Raw genomic sequence first — 22,996 nt, forward strand, 5'->3', positions numbered from 1 at the left:
GCGCACATGAGTCTTTCCTCTTTCAAAATCGCTCACAAACTGATCACCGGCGCAGGTGCCATCGAGCAACTGGCCGCCGAGCTGACACGTCTGGACATCGACAACCCGCTGATCGTCACCGACGCCGCTCTGGTCAAGTCCGGCACGGTAGAACTGGCACTGGCGCAGTTGGGCGAACGCAGTTACGAGATTTTCGACAGGGTGTTGCCGGACCCTGAAATCGCCATCGTCGAAGATTGCATGCAGGTCTATCGCGACGGCGGGCATGACGGCTTGATTGGCCTCGGCGGCGGCAGTGCAATCGACATTGCCAAGAGCGTGGCGGCCTACGCCGGGTACCACGGTGCGCTGGAGGATCTGTTCGGTATCGATCAGGTCCCGCGCAAAGGCCCGCCGCTGATCGCCATCCCGACCACCGCTGGCACCGGTTCGGAAGTGACCAACGTCGCTATCCTTTCCGACAAGGTCGCGCAACTGAAGAAGGGCATTGTCAGCGACTATCTGTTGCCCGATGTGGCGCTGGTCAGTCCGCAAATGACCCTGACCTGTCCGCGCGGCGTCACGGCGGCCAGCGGCGTCGATGCGCTGGTGCATGCCATCGAGTCCTATCTGTCGGTCAACGCCTCGCCGATTACCGATGCCCTGGCCATCGGCGCCATCAAGTTGATCGCCAAGGCTTTGCCCAAGGCCTACGCCAACCCGTCGAACCTGCAAGCCCGGGAAGACATGGCCACTGCCAGCCTGATGGCCGGCATGGCGTTCGGCAATGCCGGGGTCGGCGCGGTGCATGCGTTGGCGTATCCGCTGGGCGGGCGCTTCAACATTGCCCATGGCGTCAGTAATGCTTTGCTACTGCCCCATGTCATGACCTGGAACAAGATGGCCTGCATCGAACGCATGCAGGATATCGCCGAGGCCATGGGCGTGAAGACCGCTCATCTGAGTGTCAACGAAGCGGCCGACAAAGCCGTGCAAGCCATGACCGAGCTGTGTGCCGCCGTGGAAATTCCCCAGGGCCTGCGCAGTTTCGGTGTACCTGAGGACGCCATTGCGTCCATGGCCGTGGAAGCGGCGGGGATCGAGCGCCTGATGCGCAATAACCCGCGCAAGTTGAGTGCCGTCGATATCGAGAAGATCTATCGCGCGGCGTACTAGAGGCTCTGCCGTTGATGGATGATGGCAAGGTCCAATCATCGCGCTCACGGTGCGCGCGTCAAAGCATGAGGTATACAATGCGCGCCATCGTGATTCTGCTCAGAAAAGGTGCGTCATGCAGCCCTTCGTAATTGCTCCGTCGATTCTCTCCGCCGACTTCGCCCGCCTGGGTGAAGAAGTGGACAACGTCCTGGCCGCCGGCGCCGACTTCGTGCACTTCGATGTCATGGACAACCACTACGTACCAAACCTGACCATCGGCCCGATGGTCTGCGCGGCGCTGCGCAAGTATGGCGTGACCGCGCCGATCGACGCGCACCTGATGGTCAGCCCGGTGGACCGCATCGTTGGCGACTTCATTGAAGCCGGCGCGACCTACATTACCTTCCACCCGGAAGCCACGCAGCATGTCGATCGTTCCCTGCAACTGATCCGCGAAGGCGGCTGCAAGTCGGGCCTGGTGTTCAACCCGGCGACCCCGCTGGACGTGCTCAAGCACGTGATGGACAAGGTCGACATGATCCTGCTGATGAGCGTCAATCCAGGGTTCGGCGGGCAGAAGTTCATCCCCAGCACCCTCGACAAGCTGCGCGAAGCGCGGGCGTTGATCGATGCGTCGGGCCGTGACATTCGCCTGGAAATCGACGGCGGCGTGAACGTGAACAACATTCGCGAAATCGCGGCGGCAGGCGCTGACACCTTCGTCGCCGGCTCGGCCATCTTCAATGCGCCGAACTATCAGGAAGTCATCGAGCAGATGCGTTCCGAACTGGCGCTGGCTCGCCCATGAGCGGCTTTGAGCAGTTGTTCCCGGGGCAACTGCCGCGGCTGGTGATGTTCGACCTGGACGGTACCTTGATCGACTCTGTCCCGGACCTGGCAGTGGCTGTGGACAAGATGCTGCTCAAACTCGGTCGCAAGCCCGCCGGTCTGGACGCGGTACGCGAATGGGTCGGCAACGGCGCGCCGGTGCTGGTGCGTCGTGCGCTGGCTGGCGCTATCGATCATTCGGCGGTCGATAACCACGAGGCCGAACAGGCGCTGGAGTATTTCATGCAGGCTTATGGCGAGAGCCATGAGTTGACCGTGGTTTATCCCGGCGTGCGCGACACCCTCAAATGGCTGAAAAAGCAGGGCGTCGAGATGGCGCTGATCACCAACAAGCCGGAGCGTTTCGTCGCGCCGCTGCTGGACCAGATGAAAATCGGCCGTTATTTCCGCTGGATCATCGGCGGCGACACCCTGCCACAGAAAAAACCCGACCCGGCCGCGCTGTTTTTCGTGATGAAAATGGCCAACATTCCGGCTTCGCAGTCGTTGTTTGTCGGCGATTCGCGCAGCGATGTGCTGGCGGCGAAAGCGGCGGGGGTCAAGTGCGTGGCCCTGAGCTACGGCTATAACCACGGTCGGCCGATCGCGGAAGAATCGCCGGCAATGGTGATCGACGACCTGCGCAAACTAATTCCCGGTTGCCTGGATCCAGCCGCTGAGATAACGTTGGCCGACGCTGTCAAACCCCCTTCTGGAAACGCCATCGTGGTGGTCACTCGCAAACTCTGGATGAAAGTCATCAAGGCCCTGGCCCGCTGGCGTTGGCGCGCCTGACTTGATTCTGGCCGGTTATCCGGCGCGTTTGCATACCTGACTGTTCGACCCTCAAGCCACGAGGCACCTCATGATCCGCGAAGAATTCCTGCGTTTGGCCGCTGCCGGCTACAACCGCATCCCGCTTGCCTGCGAAACCCTGGCCGACTTCGACACGCCGCTGTCGATCTATCTGAAGCTGGCCGACGAGCCCAACTCCTACTTGCTGGAGTCCGTACAGGGCGGCGAGAAATGGGGCCGTTACTCGATCATCGGCCTGCCGTGCCGCACCGTGCTGCGGGTTCACGATCATCACGTCAGCGTGACCGTCGATGGCGTAGAGACCGAGAGCCACGACGTGGAAGACCCGCTGGCCTTCGTCGAAGCCTTCAAGGCGCGCTACAACGTGCCGACCATTGCCGGCCTGCCGCGTTTCAACGGCGGCCTGGTGGGTTACTTCGGCTATGACTGCGTGCGTTATGTCGAGAAGCGCCTGGGCAAATGCCCGAATCCGGACCCGCTGGGCGTACCGGACATTCTGCTGATGGTGTCCGACGCCGTGGTGGTGTTCGATAACCTGGCTGGCAAGATGCACGCCATCGTCCTGGCCGACCCGGCGCAGGAAGACGCCTTCGAACAAGGTCGCGCGCGCCTGGAAGAGCTGCTGGAAAAACTCCGCCAGCCGATCACCCCACGCCGCGGCCTGGACTTCAGCAAGCAACAATCGGCTGACCCGGTGTTCCGCTCCAGCTTCACCCAGAGCGACTACGAAAAAGCCGTCGACACCATCAAGGAATACATCCTGGCCGGTGATTGCATGCAGGTCGTGCCGTCCCAGCGCATGTCGATCGACTTCAAGGCGGCACCCATCGATCTGTACCGCGCGCTGCGCTGCTTCAACCCGACGCCTTACATGTACTTCTTCAACTTCGGCGACTTCCACGTCGTCGGCAGTTCGCCGGAAGTACTGGTGCGGGTCGAAGACAACCTGATCACTGTGCGCCCGATTGCAGGTACCCGTCCACGGGGCGCCAACGAAGAGGCTGACCTGGCGCTGGAAAAAGACCTGCTGTCGGACGACAAGGAAATCGCCGAACACTTGATGCTGATCGACCTGGGTCGTAACGACACCGGTCGAGTTTCGGAAATCGGTTCGGTGAAGCTCACCGAGAAGATGGTCATCGAGCGTTACTCCAACGTGATGCACATTGTGTCCAACGTCACCGGGCAACTGAAAGCCGGGCTGACGGCCATGGACGCACTGCGGGCGATTCTGCCGGCGGGCACCTTGTCCGGTGCGCCGAAGATTCGCGCGATGGAAATCATCGACGAACTGGAACCGGTCAAGCGTGGCGTCTACGGCGGTGCGGTCGGTTACTTCGCCTGGAACGGCAACATGGACACCGCCATTGCGATCCGCACGGCGGTGATCAAGAACGGCGAACTGCATGTGCAGGCCGGTGGCGGCATCGTCGCCGACTCGGTGCCGGCGCTGGAATGGGAAGAAACCCTGAACAAGCGCCGCGCGATGTTCCGCGCCGTGGCCTTGGCCGAACAAACCCCGAACACCTGAGTTCACGCAAAGCCCAGTGGGAGCGAGCTTGCTCGCGATGGGGCCATCACTGCCACATTGATGTTGTCTGACCCACCGCAATCGCGAGCAAGCTCGCTCCCACAAGGGCTACACCACCATAAAAAACGCGGCGCCTGTGAGGGCGCCGCGTTTTTTATTGGCTGCACATCAGAAGTCCAGCGCAACGCCCAGGTTGATGCCCTGTTGGGTGAAGTCATCGTCCTTGCGGATATTGTAGCTGGCACGCAGTGCCAGGTCCTTGGTGAGGTTGTGGCTCACCCCCAGGTTCACACGTTGCAAGTGACTTTGCGGGGTGTAGCCTTCCAGCGTGAACTGGTTGTTTGGCAGGCTGTTGAGGTTGATGTCCACGTCCTGGGTATCGTCGTTGTACTCGCGCTCGATTGCCGCTTCGCCGAAAACCTGGGTTTGCGGGGTGATCTGGTATTTGCCCAGCAGGCCAGCGCCCAGGCGCCGGGAAATACGCTCCTGATCGGCGAAGGTCAGCGCCGTGGAGTTGTTGCCGTCCTCCGAGTAACCATCGACTTGCACCTTGGAGAAGTCGGCGCTGACAAACGGCGACAGGTGCCAGGGGCTGCTGGCTTGTTGCGCAATGTCGTAACCCACGCGTGCGCTGAAGGCTTCGACGTAGCCGCTGGTATCGCCTTTTTCGCCGCGTTCGTTGACGCCCAGCTGGAATTTACGCTTGAGGCTGTCGTAATCCAGATGCCCGGCCGTCAACGCCGCGTCGGCCCACACACGGTTTTGCTGGTACTGGGCGAATGCCGTGCCCAGGTAAGTGTTGAGCTTGTAGTCGGAGTCGTTGTTGCCGGCTTCGAGTTTCTGGTTGTAGAAACCGGCCACCAGGCCAACACGCCAGGCGTCATCGAGACGATAGCTGCCACCGATGTTCAGGTTGGCTCCGTTACCGTCGGCGCTTGCCACGCTGTCCTGGCCGTCAAAGTCCTGATGCTGTCCGCCGCCGGAAACAATGGCTCGCCATTGGCCGACGCCTTGCCAGTTTTCCCAATCGGCCAGCCACTGGTTGCGCAATTCATCCTGATGCGCGCGCACGGTGCCCTGGGCCATTTCCGGCAGCAAGGTCAGCTCCCATGGCGCCGCCAGCAGGGAGTAGGCGTAATCGGCAATCAGGCGCTGCCCGGCTTCGGTGGGGTGCACCGAGTCGTTGTAGATCAGCCTGGTCGGGTCCGGCGTCGCGCTGTTGATGCCGTAGCGGGCGTTCTCGGTGCAACCGTTGCCGCTGAAGCAGGTGGTGATGAGGTTCTGGTCGGTGGCCAGGCCAAACTGTGCCGGGTTGGCGAACGTCTCTTTGAGCAGTACCGGAATGTTCAGCGGGATGACTTCGGCATTGATGTTTTGCAGTCGGCTTACCAGTTCAGTGTTGAACTGGGCGCTGAGTTGGGACGTGAACGCTTGCAGCGGGGTGCCGTTGAACGCCGGGGTAAAGCCGATATCGGGCAGCAACCAGACCATGACGTATCTGGCGCCGGCGGTTTGCAGCGTCTGCACGCTGTCGGCCAGGCGATCGGCGGCGGCACTGGCCTGGGGCAGGCTGGTGACACGACCTTGCAGGAAGTCGTTACCACCACCGGACAGGTAATACAGTGCATTCGGGTCGGCACGGAAGTTATTGGACGGAAGATAACCGGCCCGGGTGCGTTCTCCGGTGGCGGAGATGCTGGTAATCGAATCAAGAATCTGGTCGGTACGATAGCCGCCTACAGCCCAGTTGTTACCATCAGGCAAGCCTTCGCTGGCGCGAACTGCTGAAGCAGAGGATGCCGTCTGGTCCGCCGAGAACCCCAGTTTTCCACCGAGGATCTGCGTAGAGTTGAGCGAGCGGACTTCGCCGCTGCCATCCAGGTACACCGGCCCCGTCCGGTTGGTGAAGCGCTGTGTCGCCCCGGCAGGCCCGCCCGTGTCGGCAAAGGTCCCTGCATCGTTGAGGCTGTCCCCGAAGACAATGAAACTTGTATAAGGATTAGGTGCGGCGTTCGCCTGGGCGCATGCCATCGCGAGCAAGCATCCTGCGAGCGGTACAAACAACGTCTGTTTGATCATGAGCAAGTCCGTTTATTTATTGTTTTAGTGAACGAAACGACAGTACCAAAAACTTCCGGCCTTTTGCCATCTGTCGCGAAGCCTTTGATAGTTTCGCGGGCAGCACCCCCGGCGATATTGCGCGCTCTGCCCAGCTAAGTTACTGTGCCGGGACGTACGAACGAGACCTTCCCCGTGTTGATCATCAGTAAACTCCTGGATCAAGTCATCAAGGCACACGCCCGCTGGCGTTGGCGCGCCTGAATTCTTTTGCCGGCCTCGCCGGACCTGTATCGCTTTGCCTTCTTTACCTGTTTGAAATGCCGCTTTGCTGGCGCTACACCGGCACCTGACAAAGCGCAGCGCTTTGCGGGTAAATCATTCGAAGGCCATCTTTAAAGTCAGTGAATTCAAGAGGTTCTTAACGCCATGTTGCTGATGATCGATAACTACGACTCCTTTACCTACAACGTTGTGCAGTACCTGGGCGAGCTCGGCTCCCAGGTCAAGGTCGTGCGCAACGATGAATTGACCATCGCTGAAATCGAAGCCCTCAACCCTGAGCGCATCGTTGTGTCCCCCGGTCCTTGCACCCCGACCGAAGCCGGCATTTCGATTGAAGCGATCAAGCATTTCGCCGGCAAACTGCCGATTCTTGGCGTCTGCCTCGGCCACCAGTCCATCGGCCAGGCCTTTGGCGGTGATGTGGTGCGCGCCCGTCAAGTGATGCACGGTAAGACTAGCCCGGTATTCCACGAGGACAAGGGTGTATTCGAAGGCTTGAATCGTCCGCTGACGGTGACCCGCTATCATTCATTGATCGTCAAGCGCGAAACCTTGCCCGATTGCCTGGAGCTGACCGCCTGGACCCAGCTTGAAGATGGCTCGGTCGACGAGATCATGGGCCTGCGTCACAAGACTCTGAACATCGAAGGCGTTCAGTTCCACCCTGAGTCGATCCTCACTGAACAGGGCCACGAACTGTTCGCCAACTTCCTCAAACAAACCGGCGGCACGCGCTAAGGACTTTTCATGAACATCAAGACAGCCCTGAGCCGTATCGTCGATCACCTCGACCTCAGCACCGATGAAATGCGCGATGTGATGCGCGAGATCATGACCGGGCAATGCTCGGATGCGCAGATTGGCGCGTTCATGATGGCCATGCGCATGAAGAGCGAAAGCATCGACGAAATCGTCGGTGCGGTGTCGGTGATGCGCGAACTGGCGGACAAGGTCGAGCTCAAGACCCTCGACGGTGTAGTCGATGTGGTGGGCACCGGCGGCGACGGCGCCAATATCTTCAACGTGTCGACCGCTGCTGCGTTCGTGGTTTCCGCTGCTGGCTGCACGGTGGCCAAGCATGGCAACCGTGCAGTCTCGGGCAAGAGCGGCAGTGCCGACCTGCTGGAGGCGGCCGGTATCTACCTGAACCTGACGCCGGTGCAAGTGGCGCGCTGCATTGACAACGTTGGTATTGGTTTCATGTTTGCCCAGACTCACCACAGTGCGATGAAATACGCAGCCGGCCCGCGTCGGGATCTGGGCCTGCGTACTTTGTTCAACATGCTCGGCCCGCTTACGAATCCGGCTGGCGTGAAGCATCAGGTGGTAGGCGTATTTACCCAGGCCTTGTGCCGGCCGCTGGCGGAAGTGTTGCAACGTCTGGGCAGCAAGCATGTGCTGGTGGTGCATTCGAAGGATGGCCTGGACGAGTTCAGCCTGGCCGCGCCGACCTTTGTCGCTGAACTGAAGGACGGCCAGGTCACCGAGTATTGGGTCGAGCCGGAAGACCTGGGCATGAAGAGCCAGAGCCTGCATGGCCTGGCCGTGGATAGCCCGGCGGCTTCCCTGGAACTGATTCGCGATGCCCTGGGCAAGCGCAAGACCGAAAACGGTCAGAAAGCGGCCGAGATGATCATGCTCAATGCCGGTGCCGCACTGTACGCGGCCGACCATGCCAGCAGCCTGAAAGAAGGCGTTGCCTTGGCGCACGATGCGCTGCATACCGGCCTCGCTCGAGAAAAGCTTGAGGAACTGGGTGCATTTACCGCGGTATTCAAAGTGGAGAATGAGGGATGAGTGTACCGACGGTTCTGGAAAAGATTCTGGCGCGCAAGGTCGAAGAAGTCGCCGAGCGTAGCGCTCGTGTCAGCCTCGCCGAGCTGGAAAATCTGGCCAAGACGGCCGATGCACCCCGTGGTTTTGCCAAGGCCTTGCTGGATCAGGCCAAGCTGAAGCAACCGGCAGTCATTGCCGAAATCAAGAAAGCTTCGCCGAGCAAAGGCGTGATCCGCGAGAACTTCGTTCCCGCCGACATCGCCAGAAGCTACGAGAAGGGCGGCGCGACCTGCCTGTCGGTACTCACCGATATCGATTATTTCCAGGGCGCTGACGCCTATCTGCAACAGGCCCGTGCGGCTTGCCAGCTGCCGGTGATCCGCAAGGACTTCATGATCGATCCATACCAGATCGTTGAAGCCCGGGCTCTGGGCGCCGACTGCGTGCTGCTGATCGTTTCCGCGCTGGATGACGTGAAAATGGCCGAACTGGCAGCCGTGGCCAAAAGCGTCAACCTCGATGTGCTGGTGGAAGTCCACGACGGCGACGAACTGGAGCGGGCGTTGAAAACCCTCGATACCCCGCTGGTCGGCATCAACAACCGCAACCTGCATACCTTCGATGTCAGCCTGGAAACCACCCTCGACCTGTTGCCGCGTATTCCGCGCGATCGACTGGTCATCACCGAGAGCGGCATTCTCAACCGCGCCGATGTCGAACTGATGGAAATCAGCGACGTCTACGCATTCCTGGTCGGCGAGGCGTTCATGCGCGCCGAAAGCCCGGGTACCGAGTTGCAGCGTCTGTTCTTCCCTGAGCGCGGTGTGCCTGTCAGCGGCTCGACCCTCGACTAAACACATCTTCACAGGCAAACCGCTTCCACTGTGGGAGCGGGCTTGCCCGCGAAGAGGCCCGCAAATCCCCTAGAGACCTCAGGTCTGTCGGAGCCTTCCATGTCGCTGCCAACCTCCCTGACCATCGAAGCCGGCCTGCAAGCCGAACAAGATCTGTTGGCCTCGGTCTGCGCCGGCGACGCGGAGTTCGGCCTGCTGTTCTGGCAGCCGGGTGATCAGGCATTGGTCATGCCGCGCCGCTTGAATCGCTTGCCGGGTTTCGAGGCTGCCTGTGCAGTCTCGGCGGCGGCAGGTTGGCCGGTGCTGCTGCGCGATACCGGCGGCGAACCGGTTCCACAATCCGCCACAACGATCAATATCGCCCTGGTTTACGCGCCACTGCGCAGCGAAGGTGATTTGAACCGCATCGAAACCGGTTACCGGCGCCTCTGCGACCCCATCTGCCAGTTGCTGGATGAATTGGGTGGTTCGTCGTCCCTTGGCGAAATCGACGGTGCGTTCTGCGATGGTCGCTTCAACGTCAATCTTGATGGTCGCAAGATGGTCGGCACCGCCCAGCGCTGGCGCCAGAGCCAGGGTGGACAGCGTCCGGTAGGACTGGTGCACGGAGCGATGCTGATCGATAACGACCGAGCGTCGATGGTCGCCGCGGTCAATCGCTTTAACGAGGCCTGTGGTCTGGAGCAACGAGTACGCGCCGAAAGCCACATCGCGCTGCATGAGAAGTTCGCCGCACCCGATGCACTGGCGCGCCTTGACGAACTCTACCGGCTGATGCTGGCGCAGATGTTCAGCGGCTAGGTTTTCGAGCTTAGCGCGTACCGAAGACCACCATGGTCTTGCCTTTGACGTCCACCAGGTTGCGTTCTTCCAGATCCTTGAGCACGCGACCGACCATCTCCCTGGAACAACCGACAATCCGCCCGATTTCCTGGCGGGTCACCTTGATTTGCATGCCATCGGGGTGAGTCATTGCGTCTGGCTGTTTGCACAACTCCAGCAGGCAGCGCGCGACTCGACCGGTTACATCAAAGAATGCCAGGTCACCGACCTTGCGCGTGGTGTTGCGCAGGCGCTGTGCGATTTGTCCGCTGAGCACGTAAAGAATGTCCGGATCCTGCAGGGACAACTCACGGAATTTTGCGTAGCTGATTTCCGCGACTTCGCATTCAACCTTGGCCCGCACCCAGGCGCTGCGCTCCTGCTCCAGGCCGGCTTGCTCAAACAGGCCTAACTCACCGAAAAAGTCCCCGGCGTTAAGGTAGGAAATGATCATTTCCCGGCCGTCGTCATCTTCAATCAGGATGGTGACTGAGCCTTTGATGATGAAAAACAGCGTTTCAGAGCGGTCGCCGGCACAAATGATGTTGCTCTTGGCCTGATAACGGCGGCGCTGGCAATGCATCAACAGCTTGTCGAGGTTCTTGATCTTGGAGTTGGGGGCAATAGCAACCATGGTTGTATCCCGAAAAAACTGCACGGTATGTTTGGTTTTTATAAATAGTGAACGCTGGAGTAAAGCTGGCTATGCGCCATAGAATTGGCGTCAGCTTAACAGACACTTCCAGCAATATTCGAGCATTTACCTACAAGGCGGTGGGATATGTCCCAGGACGCCGGGCGCTGTCAATCACGGGGCCTGTGTTAAGCTGGCGACCCTTTTTTATACAGTGGAGTCTTGGCGATGAAGGCACGCATCCAATGGGCTGGCGAAGCCATGTTCCTCGGCGAGTCCGGTAGCGGTCATGTCGTGGTCATGGACGGTCCGCCCGATGCCGGCGGACGTAACCTGGGTGTCCGGCCGATGGAAATGCTGCTGCTGGGTGTCGGCGGTTGCAGCAATTTCGATGTGGTCAGCATCCTCAAGAAGTCCCGCCAGGCGGTTGAAAGCTGTGAAGCCTTCCTCGAAGCCGAGCGTGCGACTGAAGATCCAAAGGTGTTCACCAAGATCCACATGCACTTTGTGGTCAAGGGCCGCGGCTTGAAAGAAGCCCAGGTTAAACGCGCCATCGAGCTGTCTGCCGAGAAGTATTGCTCGGCTTCGATCATGCTCGGCGCGGCTGGCGTGGCGATTACCCACGACTACGAGATCATCGAGCTCGGTTGAATCGACATTCAACTATCATAAAAGCAGTGCAGACTCTGGCGAACACAAGCTGACGTCTGCATAATGCGCCACTTTTTTCAGGGTAGTGGCCCGTCAGCCGACAGGCCTCGCACCCGAACAGACAACCAAAATCGCCATCGCGAAGAGGTGTTAACCGTCCTACGCAGGTGCGTTGTTCGCATCTGACGGGCATGCTTGATCACGCGGCCGGGCCGCAAGCACATAGAGAGTTTTTAACGGTGAAAAGCAAACTCAAGCTCCACGGGTTCAATAACCTGACAAAGACCTTGAGCTTCAACATCTATGACATCTGCTACGCGGAAACCCCGCAAGACCAGCAGGCTTACGTCGAGTACATCAATAAAGAGTACAACGCGAAGCGCCTGACGCAGATCCTCACGGAAGTTGTCGATATCATTGGTGCCAACATCCTGAACATTGCCAGTCAGGACTATGAGCCGCAGGGCGCCAGCGTTACGATCCTGATCTCGGAAGAACCGGTAACCCCGACCGACAGTCAGATCGAAGAGTCCCCCGGCCCGCTGCCCGAAATCATTCTGGCCCACCTCGACAAGAGCCACATCACGGTGCACACCTACCCGGAAATCCATCCGGTCAGTGGTATTGCAACCTTCCGTGTGGACATCGACGTGTCGACTTGCGGGGTCATTTCACCGCTTAAAGCGCTCAACTTCCTGATTCACCAGTTCGATTCGGACATCGTGACCGTGGACTACCGTGTGCGCGGCTTCACCCGTGATGTTGAAGGCAAAAAGCACTTCATCGACCACGAGATCAATTCGATCCAGAACTACCTGTCCGACGACACTTACGACGCGTACCAGATGACCGACGTGAACGTGTACCAGGAAAACCTGTTCCACACCAAGATGCTGCTCAAGAACTTCGAGCTGGATAATTACCTGTTCGGCGACGCCACCAGCAACCTGTCCTCTGAGCAACGCGCCCAGGTGACCGAGCGGGTGAAGCACGAAATGCTCGAAATCTTCTACGCGCGCAATATGGCGTAAGACTCTCGAACACAAAAAAGGCGACTCCCTTGCGGTAGTCGCCTTTTTTATTGCTGTCAGTCAGGGAGGTCGAGTGATGCTGTTCGCGAGCAAGCCCGCTCCCACATTGGGCTGCCGCACACCGAACCATTGTGGGAGCTGGCTTGCCCGCGAAGGGGGCCTGTCAGCCGAACTGGAAATCAGATCCGATAAGTACTCTTGGTCATCACCTTGGCCATCAGGCTCATCCCGAACTTCACCGGTGCCGGAAAGCGGAACCCGCCAGCATCCAGCGCACTTTCGGCATGCTGTTCTTCATCGATGCGCATCTGCTCAAGAATCGCCCGGGATTTTTCGTCCTCGGCCGGCAATTGCTCCAGATGCTCGTTCAGGTGTTTGCACACCTGGTCTTCCGTTGCCGCCACGAACCCCAGGCTGACTTTGTCGCTGATCAGGCCGGCCACTGCGCCAATCCCGAACGACATGCCATAGAACAGCGGATTGAGGATGCTGGTGTGGCTGCCCAGTTGATGGATGCGTTGTTCGCACCAGACCAGGTGATCGATTTCTTCTTCGGCGGCATGTTCCATCGCAGCGCGCACTTGCGGCAGCTTGGCGGTCAGCGCCTGTCCCTGGTAAAGCGCCTGGGCGCAGACTTCTCCCGTATGGTTGATGCGCATCAGGCCGGCAACGTGGCGCGTGTCTTCGTCGCTCATTTTCGCATCCGGCTGCACGATGGCAGGCGACGGACGGTACGGCTGGCCGCTGAAGGGCAGCAGGGTGCGCATCGCGGCATCGGCTTGCAGCAGAAGTCGGTCAATCGGCGAGTAGTGACGTTGGGTAGTCATGCTGACCTCCGGGGGAATTTCGGTGGCCAGTTTAACCCAATCGGCCGGGGAAGGTTTGCGCTGGGTCATTGTGATGCAGAGGCTGTGACAGTGTTGTGATGCCCTTGTGGGAGCGGCGGTGCGGCGATCCCACAAGGGGGGGCTGCAATCAGCCCGGCGGCCAGTGCATCTGGCGCTGACCCAGCACGTGCATATGAATGTGGTAGACGGTTTGTCCGCCTTCTTCATTGCAGTTCATGACGACGCGGAAGCCTTTTTCACAGCCCAACTCCAGTGCCAGGCGTTGGGCAGTGAACAGGATGTGCCCGGCCAGTGCCTTGTCGTCCTCGGTCAGGTCGTTCAAGGTGCGAACCGGTTTTTTCGGGACCACCAGGAAATGTACCGGTGCCTGTGGGGCAATGTCGTGGAAGGCCAGTACCTGGTCGTCCTCGTAAATGATCTTCGCCGGGATTTCCCGGTTGATGATCTTGGTGAACAGAGTATCCACAGCTGTTTTCTCCGTTGTTTGGGCTGGCCTGAGTGTACTCATGGCGTATGCCAGCGCCCAGTCTTTTACCTTGGGTTGGATCAGCGCGGGCAGTAGGCCTTGTTGACCATGCCGGCGATTGTGCGAGTCAGCCACCGCGAGCCGAGCCTCGGCAGGAAGGCGAACCAGCGGTTGCGGCGCCCGGGAATAATGATCGCTTTATTCTTTTCCAGTGCGCGCACGGTGTAGAGCGCCACTTCCTCAGGGCTCATCAGCAGTTTGCTGTTGGTCAGTTTTTCGCTGTCGAGTTGCGCGGTACGGAAAAACGCCGTGCGGGTCGGCCCGGGGCAGAGCACCGAAACCTTGATCGCACATTTTTTCAGCTCGACGCGCAATCCTTCGGAAAAGTGCAGCACATACGCCTTGCTGGCGTAATAGGTGCTCATCCACGGCCCCGGTTGAAACGCCGCCACCGAGGCCACATTCAGAATCTGCCCGCCGCCTTGCAGGGCCATGCTGTTGCCGATGGCATGGCACAGGCGGGTGAGGGCGAGGATGTTCACTTCGATCAGGTCTTGCTCGGTCATCCAGTCCTGAGCCAGAAACGGGCCGCATGTACCGATACCGGCGCAGTTGACCAGCAGATCGATCTGCCGGTCGCCTTCTTCCAGCTCCAGCAGGAACCCGGAGAGGCGCAGCGGTTCGCCCAGGTCACAGGCACGGAACAACACCTCAACGCCAAACCTCTGGGTCAGTTCAATCGCAATACTTTCCAGCTGATCACGTTGTCGGGCCACCAGAATCAGGCTGCGGCCGCGCCGGGCCAGCGCTTCGGCCATTGCCAGGCCGATGCCGCTGGAGGCGCCAGTGATCAGAGCGTAACGGGTCATGCAGTTCTCCATCGCAACAGCTCCGCGCCGAGACGCAGGTGTCACGGGCCAGGAGCGCTGTTCATTCTTTCGCAGAGTCTACAGGGGGCTGGGCCTCTTCGGCTGCATCGTCGGCGGTATTTGGCACCGGTTCGACTTCGACGTCGATTTCATCGGTGATGACCGAGCTGCTTTCGTAGCTGCTCTGGGCGGCGTTTTCGTATCCTTCCCGTATCGCCGTGAGGCCTCCGGCCAGCGAGCCGAACAGAACCAGCGCGATAACGATCAGCCACAGCGAAGACAATACCTTGACCGCGGTACTGTTCGGCGGAGGCGGCGGGCCGTAGCGGTTGGCGGTGTCGTTGCCCGGTACGACCATGATCACGAACGGAAAGAAACTGCCAACGAACGGCACCAGGTTCAGCAGCCACAACCAGCCGGACCAGCCGACATCGTGCAAACGTTGAACGGTGATCTGGATGCTGACGAAGATAAATCCGACGAAGAGGATCAAGGCCAGCATGCTGCCCAATATCAGGCCGGCGGTCGAATCCGCGCCGATGAGAGCCAGGGCGACCAAGGCAAACACCCCGCAAACGGCCAGGAGCACAGTGGACAGCACCAGCGTCCAGGCGAGGTAGCGCAAGCGGCCGATACGGCCATCGAAACTGAAGGGCTTGAGCGTGGCGAATTCCGCCACGGCTTCGCCGACGGGCGCGCGAGGTGGCGCATAAGGGGACTGCGGGTCTGCCAATGGCTCCTGGCTGCTGGCCGGAGCATGGTCATGCACGTCGGCGAGGTTCAATTCGATCGGCGTTTCGGCTTCAATGCGGGCCTCGATTCCGGTTTTGCTCAGCGCCTGGAGATAGGTCTGGGCATCGGCTTGCGACAGGTTGCGTTTGAGCGCTACTGGACGCCCGGCGAACAAGCGCTCGATGGCCGTGACATCGCTTTTGAACAAATCGGCGAGATTGAGCTTTGCCGTGGTGATGTCGACACCGGGCAGCAAGGCGCCTTCGAATACGATTTTGAAACGATTTTCGCCCATGTGCGAAGCATCCTTGTCGCGAGAGGTTGAAAGAAGAACGTTGTGCCCGGGTGAGTGTAAGGCCAGCCGGCAAGACTGGCCAAGATTTGCTGTCAGCGCGGCCAGCGTTTTGGCAACCGGGCGGCATGCTCCAGGGCTTGGCGGTACTCCGCGTCGAGACGTGCAATCAACTGCTCGACACTCGGCAAGTCTTCGATTTCTCCCACGCCCTGGCCTGCAGACCAAACGGTCTTCCAGGCTTTGGCCTCATCGCTCACGGGTTTGAGCTTGGAGCCGAAGTTGATCTCGCCCTTGCCTTGCAAGGCGGACATGTCGAAACCGGCGGCCTCCAGGCTCTGGCGCATGAAACTCGCCGGGACACCTGACACCGCTGGAGTATGGATGATGTCTGCCGCTTTGGATGTCAGCAGCATTTCTTTGTAGGCGTCGGGCGCGTGACTTTCGGTCGTGCCGATAAATCGTGTACCGAAGTAGGCCAAATCCGCGCCGAGCAATTGAGCGGCAAGAATTTCGTGGCCATGGTTCAAGCAGCCGGCCAGCAACAGGGTCTTGTCGAAGAACTGGCGGATTTCGGCAATCAGCGAGAACGGGCTCCAGGTCCCGGCGTGTCCACCGGCGCCGGCAGCCACGGCGATCAAGCCATCCACGCCAGCTTCGGCAGCTTTCTCGGCATGACGGCGAGTTGTCACATCATGGAACACCAGGCCGCCGTAGCTGTGCACCGCGTCGACCAGTTCTTTCACGGCACCGAGGCTGGTGATCACGATCGGCACTTTGTGTTCGACGCAGATCTCAAGATCCGCCTGTAAACGAGGATTGCTGTTATGGACGATCAGGTTAACGGCATAGGGCGCGGGGTTTTCCATTGTCGCCAGCCCGGCTTCGATTTCTTCCAGCCAGGCCTTGAAACCGCTGCTTTCGCGCTGGTTCAGCGCCGGGAAGCTGCCGACCACGCCCTGGCGACAGCAGGCGAGTACCAACTGCGGATTGGAAATCAGGAACATCGGCGCCGCCACCACGGGCAGATGCAAACGTTCTTCGAGCAGAGCGGGCAGCGACATTGGAAGTACCCCGGTGAGTTGTGTCTCTTGGATTTAGAACGGCCGAACGACGACCAGAATTACGATAGCCAGCAATATCAGAACCGGCACTTCATTGAACCAGCGATAAAAGACATGGCTGCGGGTGTTCTCGCCACGGGCAAAGCGTTTTACCTGGGCGCCACACATGTGGTGGTAGCCGATCAGAAGCACCACCAGCGTCAGCTTGGCATGCATCCAGCCGCCCTGAGTGAAGTAGGCGCCGGGGTTGAGGCTGATCAGCCAGCCGCCGAAGATCAGTGTCGCGATCATTGCCGGGCCCATGATGCCGCGGTACAGCTTGCGCTCCATGATGCTGAAGCGTTCCTTGCTGACGGTGTCCTCGCTTTGGGCGTGATAGACGAACAGTCTCGGCAGGTAGAACAGGCCGGCAAACCAGCAGACGACGCTGATGATGTGAAGCGCTTTGAGCCACAGATAAAGCATTTTTAGTTATTCCCCAATTCACGGTAGCCGGAATAGTAGAGGCTTGACGCTCCGCACGTCACCTTGACGGTTGTCGCAGGGGCGCGCGACCCCTATTATCGACGGCTTTCCAGTGGGTTCGTTGAGGGCAGGTTTATGGTCAAGGTCGGTATCGTCGGCGGCACGGGTTACACCGGTGTCGAACTGCTGCGTCTGTTGGCGCAACATCCGCAAGCTGAGGTGGTTGTCATCACTTCCCGATCCGAGGCTGGCCTTGCCGTGGCCGACATGTACCCGAACCTGCGAGGTCATTACGACGGCCTGGCGTTCAGCGTTCCGGACATCAAGACCCTGGGTGCCTGCGATGTGGTGTTCTTCGCCACACCGCACGGTGTTGCCCATGCCTTGGCGGGCGAACTGCTGGCGGCCGGAACCAAGGTCATCGACCTGTCGGCCGACTTCCGTCTGCAAGACGCGGATGAGTGGGCCAAGTGGTACGGCCAGCCGCACGGTGCACCGGAGTTGCTGGACGAGGCGGTTTACGGCTTGCCGGAAGTCAATCGCGAGCAGATCAAGAAAGCGCGCCTGATTGCTGTGCCGGGCTGCTACCCGACTGCAACGCAATTGGGCTTCCTGCCATTGCTCGAAGCCGGGCTGGCCGATACTGCGCATCTGATCGCTGACTGCAAGTCCGGCGTCAGCGGTGCCGGTCGTGGTGCTTCCGTAGGTTCGCTGTACTCCGAGACGTCGGAAAGCATGAAGGCCTATGCGGTCAAAGGTCACCGTCACCTGCCGGAGATTCGCCAGGGGCTGCGTCGTGCAGCAGGCAAGGACGTCGGCCTGACCTTCGTTCCGCACCTGACGCCGATGATTCGTGGCATTCACTCCACGCTCTACGCAACCGTTGTTGATCGCTCGGTAGACCTGCAGGCGTTGTTCGAAAAGCGTTACGCCAACGAACCGTTCGTCGATGTGATGCCGGCCGGCAGCCATCCGGAGACTCGTAGCGTACGGGGTGCCAACGTCTGCCGTATTGCCGTGCATCGCCCACAGGATGGCGATCTGGTGGTTGTGCTGTCGGTGATCGACAACCTGGTCAAAGGCGCGTCGGGTCAGGCCGTGCAGAACATGAACATTCTGTTCGGGCTGGATGAGCGTCTGGGCCTGTCCCACGCCGGCATGCTGCCTTGAGAGCAGCTACAAGCTTCAAGTTGTAAGCGGCAAGCTTGAAGCTCGCAGCTTGAAGCTCGCAGCTTGAAGCTTGTCGCTGCTCCTAGAATAGTTGACCGCTTTTCTAGGAGAAGCGGATAATGCGCGTCATCACGCAATATGACGGCGTAACGCCGGGAGATAGTCAGCATGAGCGTCGAATCCTTCACCCCCACGGCTTTGCAATTCACCCACGGTGCCGCGCACAAGGTGAAGAGCCTGGTCGATGAAGAGGGGAATGATCGCTTGAAGCTGCGCGTATTCGTTACGGGCGGCGGTTGTTCAGGTTTTCAGTACGGCTTCACCTTCGATGAAGAAGTGGCCGATGACGACACCATCGTCGAGCGCGAAGGTGTGAGTCTGGTTGTCGATCCGATGAGTTTCCAGTACCTGGCAGGTGCCGAGGTGGACTACCAGGAAGGTCTGGAAGGTTCGCGTTTCGTCATCAAGAACCCGAATGCGACCACCACCTGTGGCTGCGGTTCTTCGTTCTCGATCTGATCAGCGCACCTGTTTCACAGAACGCCGCACGACCTCAGGGTCTTGCGGCGTTTTGCTGTGTGGAGGATTTATGCGGGGTAGATGGCGCCGAGTACGCGCAAACCACGGGCACCGGTAACGCTCGGACGGTTGGCTGCGATACCTTCTAGGCAACAATGAGCCAGCCACGCGAAGGCCATGGCTTCGACCCAGTCGGGGTCTACACCGTAGGTGGCGGTGCTGCTGACACTTGCGTTTGGCAGCAGGCTGGCCAAGCGGTTCATCAAGACAGTGTTGTGGGCGCCGCCGCCGCAAACCAGCAACTCCTGCGTGCCTGCCTGGGCGCTTTGCAGTGATTCGATGATGGTCAGCGCGGTCAGCTCAAGCAGTGTCGCCTGAACATCTTCGGCGGCGAAGGCTGGCAGTTGTGCCAGATGCCGTGTCAGCCATGGCAGGTTGAACACTTCCCGGCCAGTACTCTTCGGGCCTTTGGTCACAAAGAACGGATCACTGAGTAGTGCATTCAACAGCACCGGTTCTACCTTGCCGCTGGCAGCCCATTGGCCGTCACGGTCAAAATGGTCGCCGCGTTGCTGGTGAATCCAGGCGTCCAGCAGCACATTGCCCGGGCCACAGTCGAAACCGGCGACCGGCTTGCCGGGCTCGATAAGGCTGAGGTTGCTGAAGCCGCCAACGTTCAGTACTGCGCGATTGCCGGCCTGCTCTTCAAACAAGGCTTCGTGAAAGGCGGGAACCAGTGGTGCTCCTTGTCCGCCAGCAGCGACGTCGCGGCTACGGAAGTCGCTGACCACAGTGATGCCGGTCAGCTCGGTCAGCAGGGCCGGGTTGCCGATCTGCACAGTGAAGCCGCGTGCCGGTTCGTGGCGGATGGTCTGGCCATGACTGCCAATCGCACGAATATCACCAGGCTTCAGTTGCTGCTGAGCGAGGAGGGCATGAATCCCTTGGGCTGCCAGCTTCACCCAGTTCTGCTGGGCAATGGCGGAGCGGGCGATTTCGTCCGGGCCGCTGGCGCACAAGCCGAGCAGCTCGGCGCGCAGAGTATCGGGCATCGGGATGTAGTGGGAGGCGATCAGTCTGATCGCCGGGGCTTGCTCGATCAGTGCGATGTCCAGGCCATCAAGGCTGGTTCCGGACATCACACCTATATAGAGCGCCATGGCTTAGCGCTTGCTCGAAGCCAGCAGAGTGGCTTTTTCCTGTTCCATGCGCGCCATCAGTGGCTGGCTTTGGGCGAGGAAGCGTGCGCGTTCGGCCTTGGCAATCGGATCGGCCATTGGCAGTTTCTGGCCCAGCGGGTCGACGTGCACACCATTGACCTGGAACTCATAGTGCAGGTGCGGCCCGGTGGAGAGGCCGGTGGTGCCGATATAGCCAATTACCTGGCCCTGTTTCACTGTGCCGCCAGTCTTCACGCCCTTGGCGAAGCCTTGCATGTGGCCGTAGAGCGTTGTGTAGGTGTTGCCGTGCTGGAGGACCACGGTATTGCCGTAGCCACCGCGGCGGCCGGCCAGCAGCACCTTGCCATCACCGGCAGCCTTGATCGGCGTACCGCGTGGTGCTGCGTAGTCGACGCCTTTGTGGGCGCGGATCTTGTTCAGGATCGGGTGTTTGCGGCCCATGGAAAATTTCGAGCTGATGCGGGCGAAGTCCACCGGTGTGCGGATGAACGCCTTGCGCATGCTGTTGCCGTCTGCGGTGTAGTAGCTGCTGTTGCCTTGTTTGTTGGTGTAGCGCACGGCGGTGTAGGTCTTGCCGCGGTTGGTGAAGCGCGCCGACAGGATCGGGCCAGTGCCGACGGCCTTGCCATTGACCACTTTTTGCTCGTAGATCACGTCGAATTCGTCGCCCTGGCGAATATCCTGGGCGAAGTCCACGTCGTAGCCAAACACACTGGCCATGTCCATGGTCAGGCTGTGAGACAGGCCGGCCCGTGCTGCGGACTGGGACAGCGAGCTGTTGATCACGCCATGTACATAGGCAGAGCGCACGGTCGGTTTCGCGGTAATGCGGTTGAAGGTGTAGCCCCTGTCGTTCTTGGTCAGGCTGATGCTTTCGAGGTCGTTGAGCTTGCTGTGCAGGTTGGTCAGCTGGCCGTCAGGGCTCAGTTCGAACTCGAGTTTTTGCCCGTGCTTGAGCTGGCTGAACTGCTTGGCCTGCTTGTCGCTGGCCAGCACGTCATGCACTGAGGTGGACGGGAGGCCGACCTTCTCGAACAGTGTCGAGAGGGTGTCACCCTTGGTGACGATCACTTCCCTGTGGCTTGCCGACTTCTTTTCTTCGACGACCGGCGCCGGCGCCAGCGCCGGTGCAGGTTCGGCTTGAGCGGTTTCCTGAGTGTCCTCGGCGCTGTTGTCGATCTGCGCGAAGGGGGAGGTTGCTGGTTCATTTGTGGCTTGAACGGCGTCAGCAGCGTCTTGATCTTGTGTCAGTTGTTCAGCAGGGCTTTCCAGTTCAAGACTCAGGGTTGTCTTTTTGGCTTCGACATCACTGGAAGGGAATACCAGGAGCGCCAGACTGAGAAGGGCGGCGATGCCACTTGCGGCAAGCAAGTGGGTCTTCGGGTAAAGCGGCGGCGCTTTAGACGATTCTGTGGTCATAGGTGGTTTTGACTTTGAAAAAGATGAATTGGAAAAGATGAATGACATGATGAAGATGAAATAACTGTATAAAATATAACCAAATCATCTCTGAAGCAAGTCCGCAGGCGCTCTGTCTGTGGATTGGCTTCCGTGCGCCGGGCAAACCTTGTATTTGACGCGCGATCTTGTATGGTTGGTTCCCTTTGAATCTGAGCCTTGCGGGTCTGTTATGAAGTCGGTTGAAGAGCAGCTAGCGCTGATCAAACGTGGTGCGGAAGAACTGTTGGTCGAGTCCGAGCTGATTGAAAAGCTCAAGCGTGGCCAGCCGCTGCGTATTAAGGCGGGCTTCGATCCAACGGCTCCGGACCTGCACTTGGGTCACACCGTGCTTATCAATAAGCTGCGCCAGTTCCAGGAGCTGGGGCATCAGGTGATCTTCCTTATCGGTGACTTCACCGGGATGATCGGTGATCCGAGCGGCAAGAGTGCCACGCGCCCGCCGCTCACTCGCGAACAAGTCCTCGAGAATGCCGAGACCTACAAGACTCAGGTGTTCAAGATTCTCGATCCGGCAAAAACCGAAGTGGCATTCAACTCCACCTGGATGGATCAGATGGGGCCGGCCGACTTCATTCGCCTGACTTCGCAATACACCGTGGCTCGCATGCTCGAGCGCGATGACTTCGACAAGCGCTACACCACCAATCAGCCAATCGCCATCCATGAGTTCCTTTATCCGCTGGTTCAGGGTTACGACTCGGTAGCTCTGCGTGCAGACGTCGAGCTCGGCGGCACCGATCAGAAGTTCAACTTGCTGATGGGGCGTGAGTTGCAGCGTGGTTATGGTCAGGAGGCCCAGTGCATCTTGACCATGCCGTTGCTTGAAGGTCTGGATGGTGTGAAGAAGATGTCCAAGTCCTTGGGCAACTACGTCGGTATCCAGGAAGCGCCGGGTGTGATGTACGGCAAGCTGGTCTCCATTCCGGATGCGCTGATGTGGCGTTACTTCGAGTTGCTCAGCTTCCGCTCCATGGATGAGATCAATGCGTTCCGCGCAGATGTAGAGGCGGGTGCCAATCCGCGCGACATCAAGATCAAGCTGGCTGAAGAGATCGTTGCGCGCTTCCATGGTGAGGAGGCTGCGGCCAATGCCCATCGTGCCGCCGGTAACCGCATGAAGGATGGCGAGCTGCCGGACGATCTGCCGGAAATCGAATTGACTGCTGCCGAGGATATGCCGATCGCTGCCGTCCTTAATAAAGCAGGGCTGGTCAAGAATTCGGCGGTGGCTCGAGATCTCCTGGGTTCCGGTGGTGTACGTATAGATGGTGAGGTTGTCGATCGCACCTTTATATATGCACTGGGCGCGACCCATGTTTGCCAGGCCGGCAAGAAGGCATTTGCGCGTATTACGCTCAAATCCGAATAAAGCTGAAATAGGGGGTTGACGGCGAATTCTAGAGGCCTATAATTCGCCCCACTTCCGGCGCAGTCGAAACGGAAAACTCCTTGGTAAACAACGAGTTACGCGGTTTTCGGCAGCAGGTTGCTTCAGTTCATCGAAGC

23 protein-coding genes are annotated in these 22,996 nt (G+C 59.5%); 13 read left to right on the forward strand and 10 right to left on the reverse strand.

Annotated elements, in window-relative coordinates:
* Window positions 1–6: 6 nt before the first annotated feature.
* The 4 genes from PMI34_RS09515 (at window position 7) to trpE (ending at window position 4,312) form a co-directional block, all read left to right on the forward strand.
* Window positions 7–1,155 (forward strand): iron-containing alcohol dehydrogenase, encoded by a 1,149-nt coding sequence (locus tag PMI34_RS09515; protein WP_008051641.1) that lies wholly within the window; start codon window positions 7–9, stop codon window positions 1,153–1,155.
* A gap of 115 nt (window positions 1,156–1,270) precedes the next feature.
* A complete protein-coding gene (gene rpe / locus PMI34_RS09510; protein WP_008051642.1) occupies window positions 1,271–1,945 on the forward strand; it encodes a ribulose-phosphate 3-epimerase in 675 nt (224 codons plus the stop codon).
* Window positions 1,942–2,760 carry a phosphoglycolate phosphatase gene (locus tag PMI34_RS09505; RefSeq protein ID WP_008051643.1) on the forward strand — a complete coding sequence of 273 codons (819 nt, stop codon included), beginning with the start codon at window positions 1,942–1,944 and terminating at the stop codon, window positions 2,758–2,760. The genes rpe and PMI34_RS09505 overlap by 4 nt, the downstream gene beginning before the upstream one ends.
* 70 nt (window positions 2,761–2,830) lie before the next feature.
* Window positions 2,831–4,312: an anthranilate synthase component I gene (gene trpE / locus PMI34_RS09500; protein ID WP_008051644.1), complete on the forward strand. Its 1,482-nt coding sequence runs from the start codon at window positions 2,831–2,833 to the stop codon at window positions 4,310–4,312.
* A gap of 168 nt (window positions 4,313–4,480) precedes the next feature.
* Here trpE and estP read toward each other — a convergent pair whose 3' ends face one another.
* Window positions 4,481–6,391 (reverse strand): esterase EstP, encoded by a 1,911-nt coding sequence (estP, locus tag PMI34_RS09495; RefSeq protein WP_008051645.1) that lies wholly within the window; start codon window positions 6,389–6,391, stop codon window positions 4,481–4,483.
* Between the two features lie 408 nt (window positions 6,392–6,799).
* On the opposite strand from estP, the gene PMI34_RS09490 reads away from it, so the two are divergent.
* The 4 genes from PMI34_RS09490 (at window position 6,800) to PMI34_RS09475 (ending at window position 10,086) form a co-directional block, all read left to right on the forward strand.
* Complete coding sequence (locus tag PMI34_RS09490) at window positions 6,800–7,393, forward strand: aminodeoxychorismate/anthranilate synthase component II (RefSeq protein WP_007906885.1); 594 nt, start codon at window positions 6,800–6,802, stop codon at window positions 7,391–7,393.
* A gap of 9 nt (window positions 7,394–7,402) precedes the next feature.
* Window positions 7,403–8,452 carry an anthranilate phosphoribosyltransferase gene (trpD, locus tag PMI34_RS09485; RefSeq protein WP_008051646.1) on the forward strand — a complete coding sequence of 350 codons (1,050 nt, stop codon included), beginning with the start codon at window positions 7,403–7,405 and terminating at the stop codon, window positions 8,450–8,452.
* Window positions 8,449–9,285 carry an indole-3-glycerol phosphate synthase TrpC gene (trpC, locus tag PMI34_RS09480; protein WP_008051647.1) on the forward strand — a complete coding sequence of 279 codons (837 nt, stop codon included), beginning with the start codon at window positions 8,449–8,451 and terminating at the stop codon, window positions 9,283–9,285. The genes trpD and trpC overlap by 4 nt, the downstream gene beginning before the upstream one ends.
* Before the next feature lie 99 nt (window positions 9,286–9,384).
* A complete protein-coding gene (locus PMI34_RS09475) occupies window positions 9,385–10,086 on the forward strand; it encodes a lipoate--protein ligase family protein (RefSeq protein ID WP_008051649.1) in 702 nt (233 codons plus the stop codon).
* 10 nt (window positions 10,087–10,096) lie between these two features.
* On the opposite strand, the gene crp is transcribed toward PMI34_RS09475, so the two are convergent.
* Complete coding sequence (crp, locus tag PMI34_RS09470) at window positions 10,097–10,741, reverse strand: cAMP-activated global transcriptional regulator CRP (RefSeq protein ID WP_008051651.1); 645 nt, start codon at window positions 10,739–10,741, stop codon at window positions 10,097–10,099.
* 228 nt (window positions 10,742–10,969) lie between these two features.
* Here crp and PMI34_RS09465 point away from each other — a divergent pair, with 228 nt between their 5' ends.
* Together PMI34_RS09465 and speD are read left to right on the forward strand one after the other, a co-directional pair.
* Window positions 10,970–11,392, forward strand: a complete 423-nt coding sequence (locus tag PMI34_RS09465) for an OsmC family protein (protein WP_007941657.1) — start codon at window positions 10,970–10,972, stop codon at window positions 11,390–11,392.
* 239 nt (window positions 11,393–11,631) lie between these two features.
* Complete coding sequence (speD, locus tag PMI34_RS09460) at window positions 11,632–12,423, forward strand: adenosylmethionine decarboxylase (RefSeq protein ID WP_007986012.1); 792 nt, start codon at window positions 11,632–11,634, stop codon at window positions 12,421–12,423.
* A 179-nt stretch (window positions 12,424–12,602) separates the two neighbouring features.
* Here the strand turns inward: speD and coq7 are convergent, their stop codons facing one another.
* The 6 genes from coq7 to hemJ all read right to left on the reverse strand — a co-directional run bounded on the left by coq7 (window position 12,603) and on the right by hemJ (window position 17,159).
* On the reverse strand, window positions 12,603–13,250 hold the full coding sequence (gene coq7, locus PMI34_RS09455) for a 2-polyprenyl-3-methyl-6-methoxy-1,4-benzoquinone monooxygenase (protein WP_008051652.1): 648 nt from the start codon (window positions 13,248–13,250) through the stop codon (window positions 12,603–12,605).
* A 148-nt stretch (window positions 13,251–13,398) separates the two neighbouring features.
* Window positions 13,399–13,737 (reverse strand): histidine triad nucleotide-binding protein, encoded by a 339-nt coding sequence (locus tag PMI34_RS09450; RefSeq protein WP_007986008.1) that lies wholly within the window; start codon window positions 13,735–13,737, stop codon window positions 13,399–13,401.
* A gap of 80 nt (window positions 13,738–13,817) precedes the next feature.
* Window positions 13,818–14,606, reverse strand: a complete 789-nt coding sequence (locus tag PMI34_RS09445) for an SDR family NAD(P)-dependent oxidoreductase (RefSeq protein WP_032829767.1) — start codon at window positions 14,604–14,606, stop codon at window positions 13,818–13,820.
* 61 nt (window positions 14,607–14,667) lie between these two features.
* On the reverse strand, window positions 14,668–15,633 hold the full coding sequence (locus PMI34_RS09440; protein ID WP_008051656.1) for a DUF805 domain-containing protein: 966 nt from the start codon (window positions 15,631–15,633) through the stop codon (window positions 14,668–14,670).
* A 92-nt stretch (window positions 15,634–15,725) separates the two neighbouring features.
* Window positions 15,726–16,694 (reverse strand): NAD(P)H-dependent flavin oxidoreductase, encoded by a 969-nt coding sequence (locus tag PMI34_RS09435; protein ID WP_008051658.1) that lies wholly within the window; start codon window positions 16,692–16,694, stop codon window positions 15,726–15,728.
* 33 nt (window positions 16,695–16,727) lie between these two features.
* Complete coding sequence (hemJ, locus tag PMI34_RS09430; protein ID WP_007994924.1) at window positions 16,728–17,159, reverse strand: protoporphyrinogen oxidase HemJ; 432 nt, start codon at window positions 17,157–17,159, stop codon at window positions 16,728–16,730.
* Window positions 17,160–17,294: 135 nt separating this feature from the next.
* Here hemJ and argC point away from each other — a divergent pair, with 135 nt between their 5' ends.
* Both argC and erpA read left to right on the forward strand, forming a co-directional pair.
* Entirely contained in the window at window positions 17,295–18,329 is a 1,035-nt protein-coding gene (argC, locus tag PMI34_RS09425; RefSeq protein ID WP_008051660.1) for an N-acetyl-gamma-glutamyl-phosphate reductase, read from the forward strand.
* 168 nt (window positions 18,330–18,497) lie between these two features.
* Window positions 18,498–18,848, forward strand: a complete 351-nt coding sequence (gene erpA / locus PMI34_RS09420) for an iron-sulfur cluster insertion protein ErpA (RefSeq protein WP_007906865.1) — start codon at window positions 18,498–18,500, stop codon at window positions 18,846–18,848.
* A gap of 68 nt (window positions 18,849–18,916) precedes the next feature.
* On the opposite strand, the gene PMI34_RS09415 is transcribed toward erpA, so the two are convergent.
* Entirely contained in the window at window positions 18,917–20,008 is a 1,092-nt protein-coding gene (locus PMI34_RS09415) for an anhydro-N-acetylmuramic acid kinase (protein ID WP_008051662.1), read from the reverse strand.
* Between the two features lie 3 nt (window positions 20,009–20,011).
* Entirely contained in the window at window positions 20,012–21,448 is a 1,437-nt protein-coding gene (locus PMI34_RS09410; protein ID WP_008051664.1) for a peptidoglycan DD-metalloendopeptidase family protein, read from the reverse strand.
* A 211-nt stretch (window positions 21,449–21,659) separates the two neighbouring features.
* On the opposite strand from PMI34_RS09410, the gene tyrS reads away from it, so the two are divergent.
* Window positions 21,660–22,859, forward strand: a complete 1,200-nt coding sequence (gene tyrS / locus PMI34_RS09405) for a tyrosine--tRNA ligase (protein WP_008051666.1) — start codon at window positions 21,660–21,662, stop codon at window positions 22,857–22,859.
* Window positions 22,860–22,996: the final 137 nt, after the last annotated feature.

This window comes from Pseudomonas sp. GM74, assembly GCF_000282455.1.
Taxonomy (GTDB): Bacteria; Pseudomonadota; Gammaproteobacteria; order Pseudomonadales; family Pseudomonadaceae; genus Aquipseudomonas.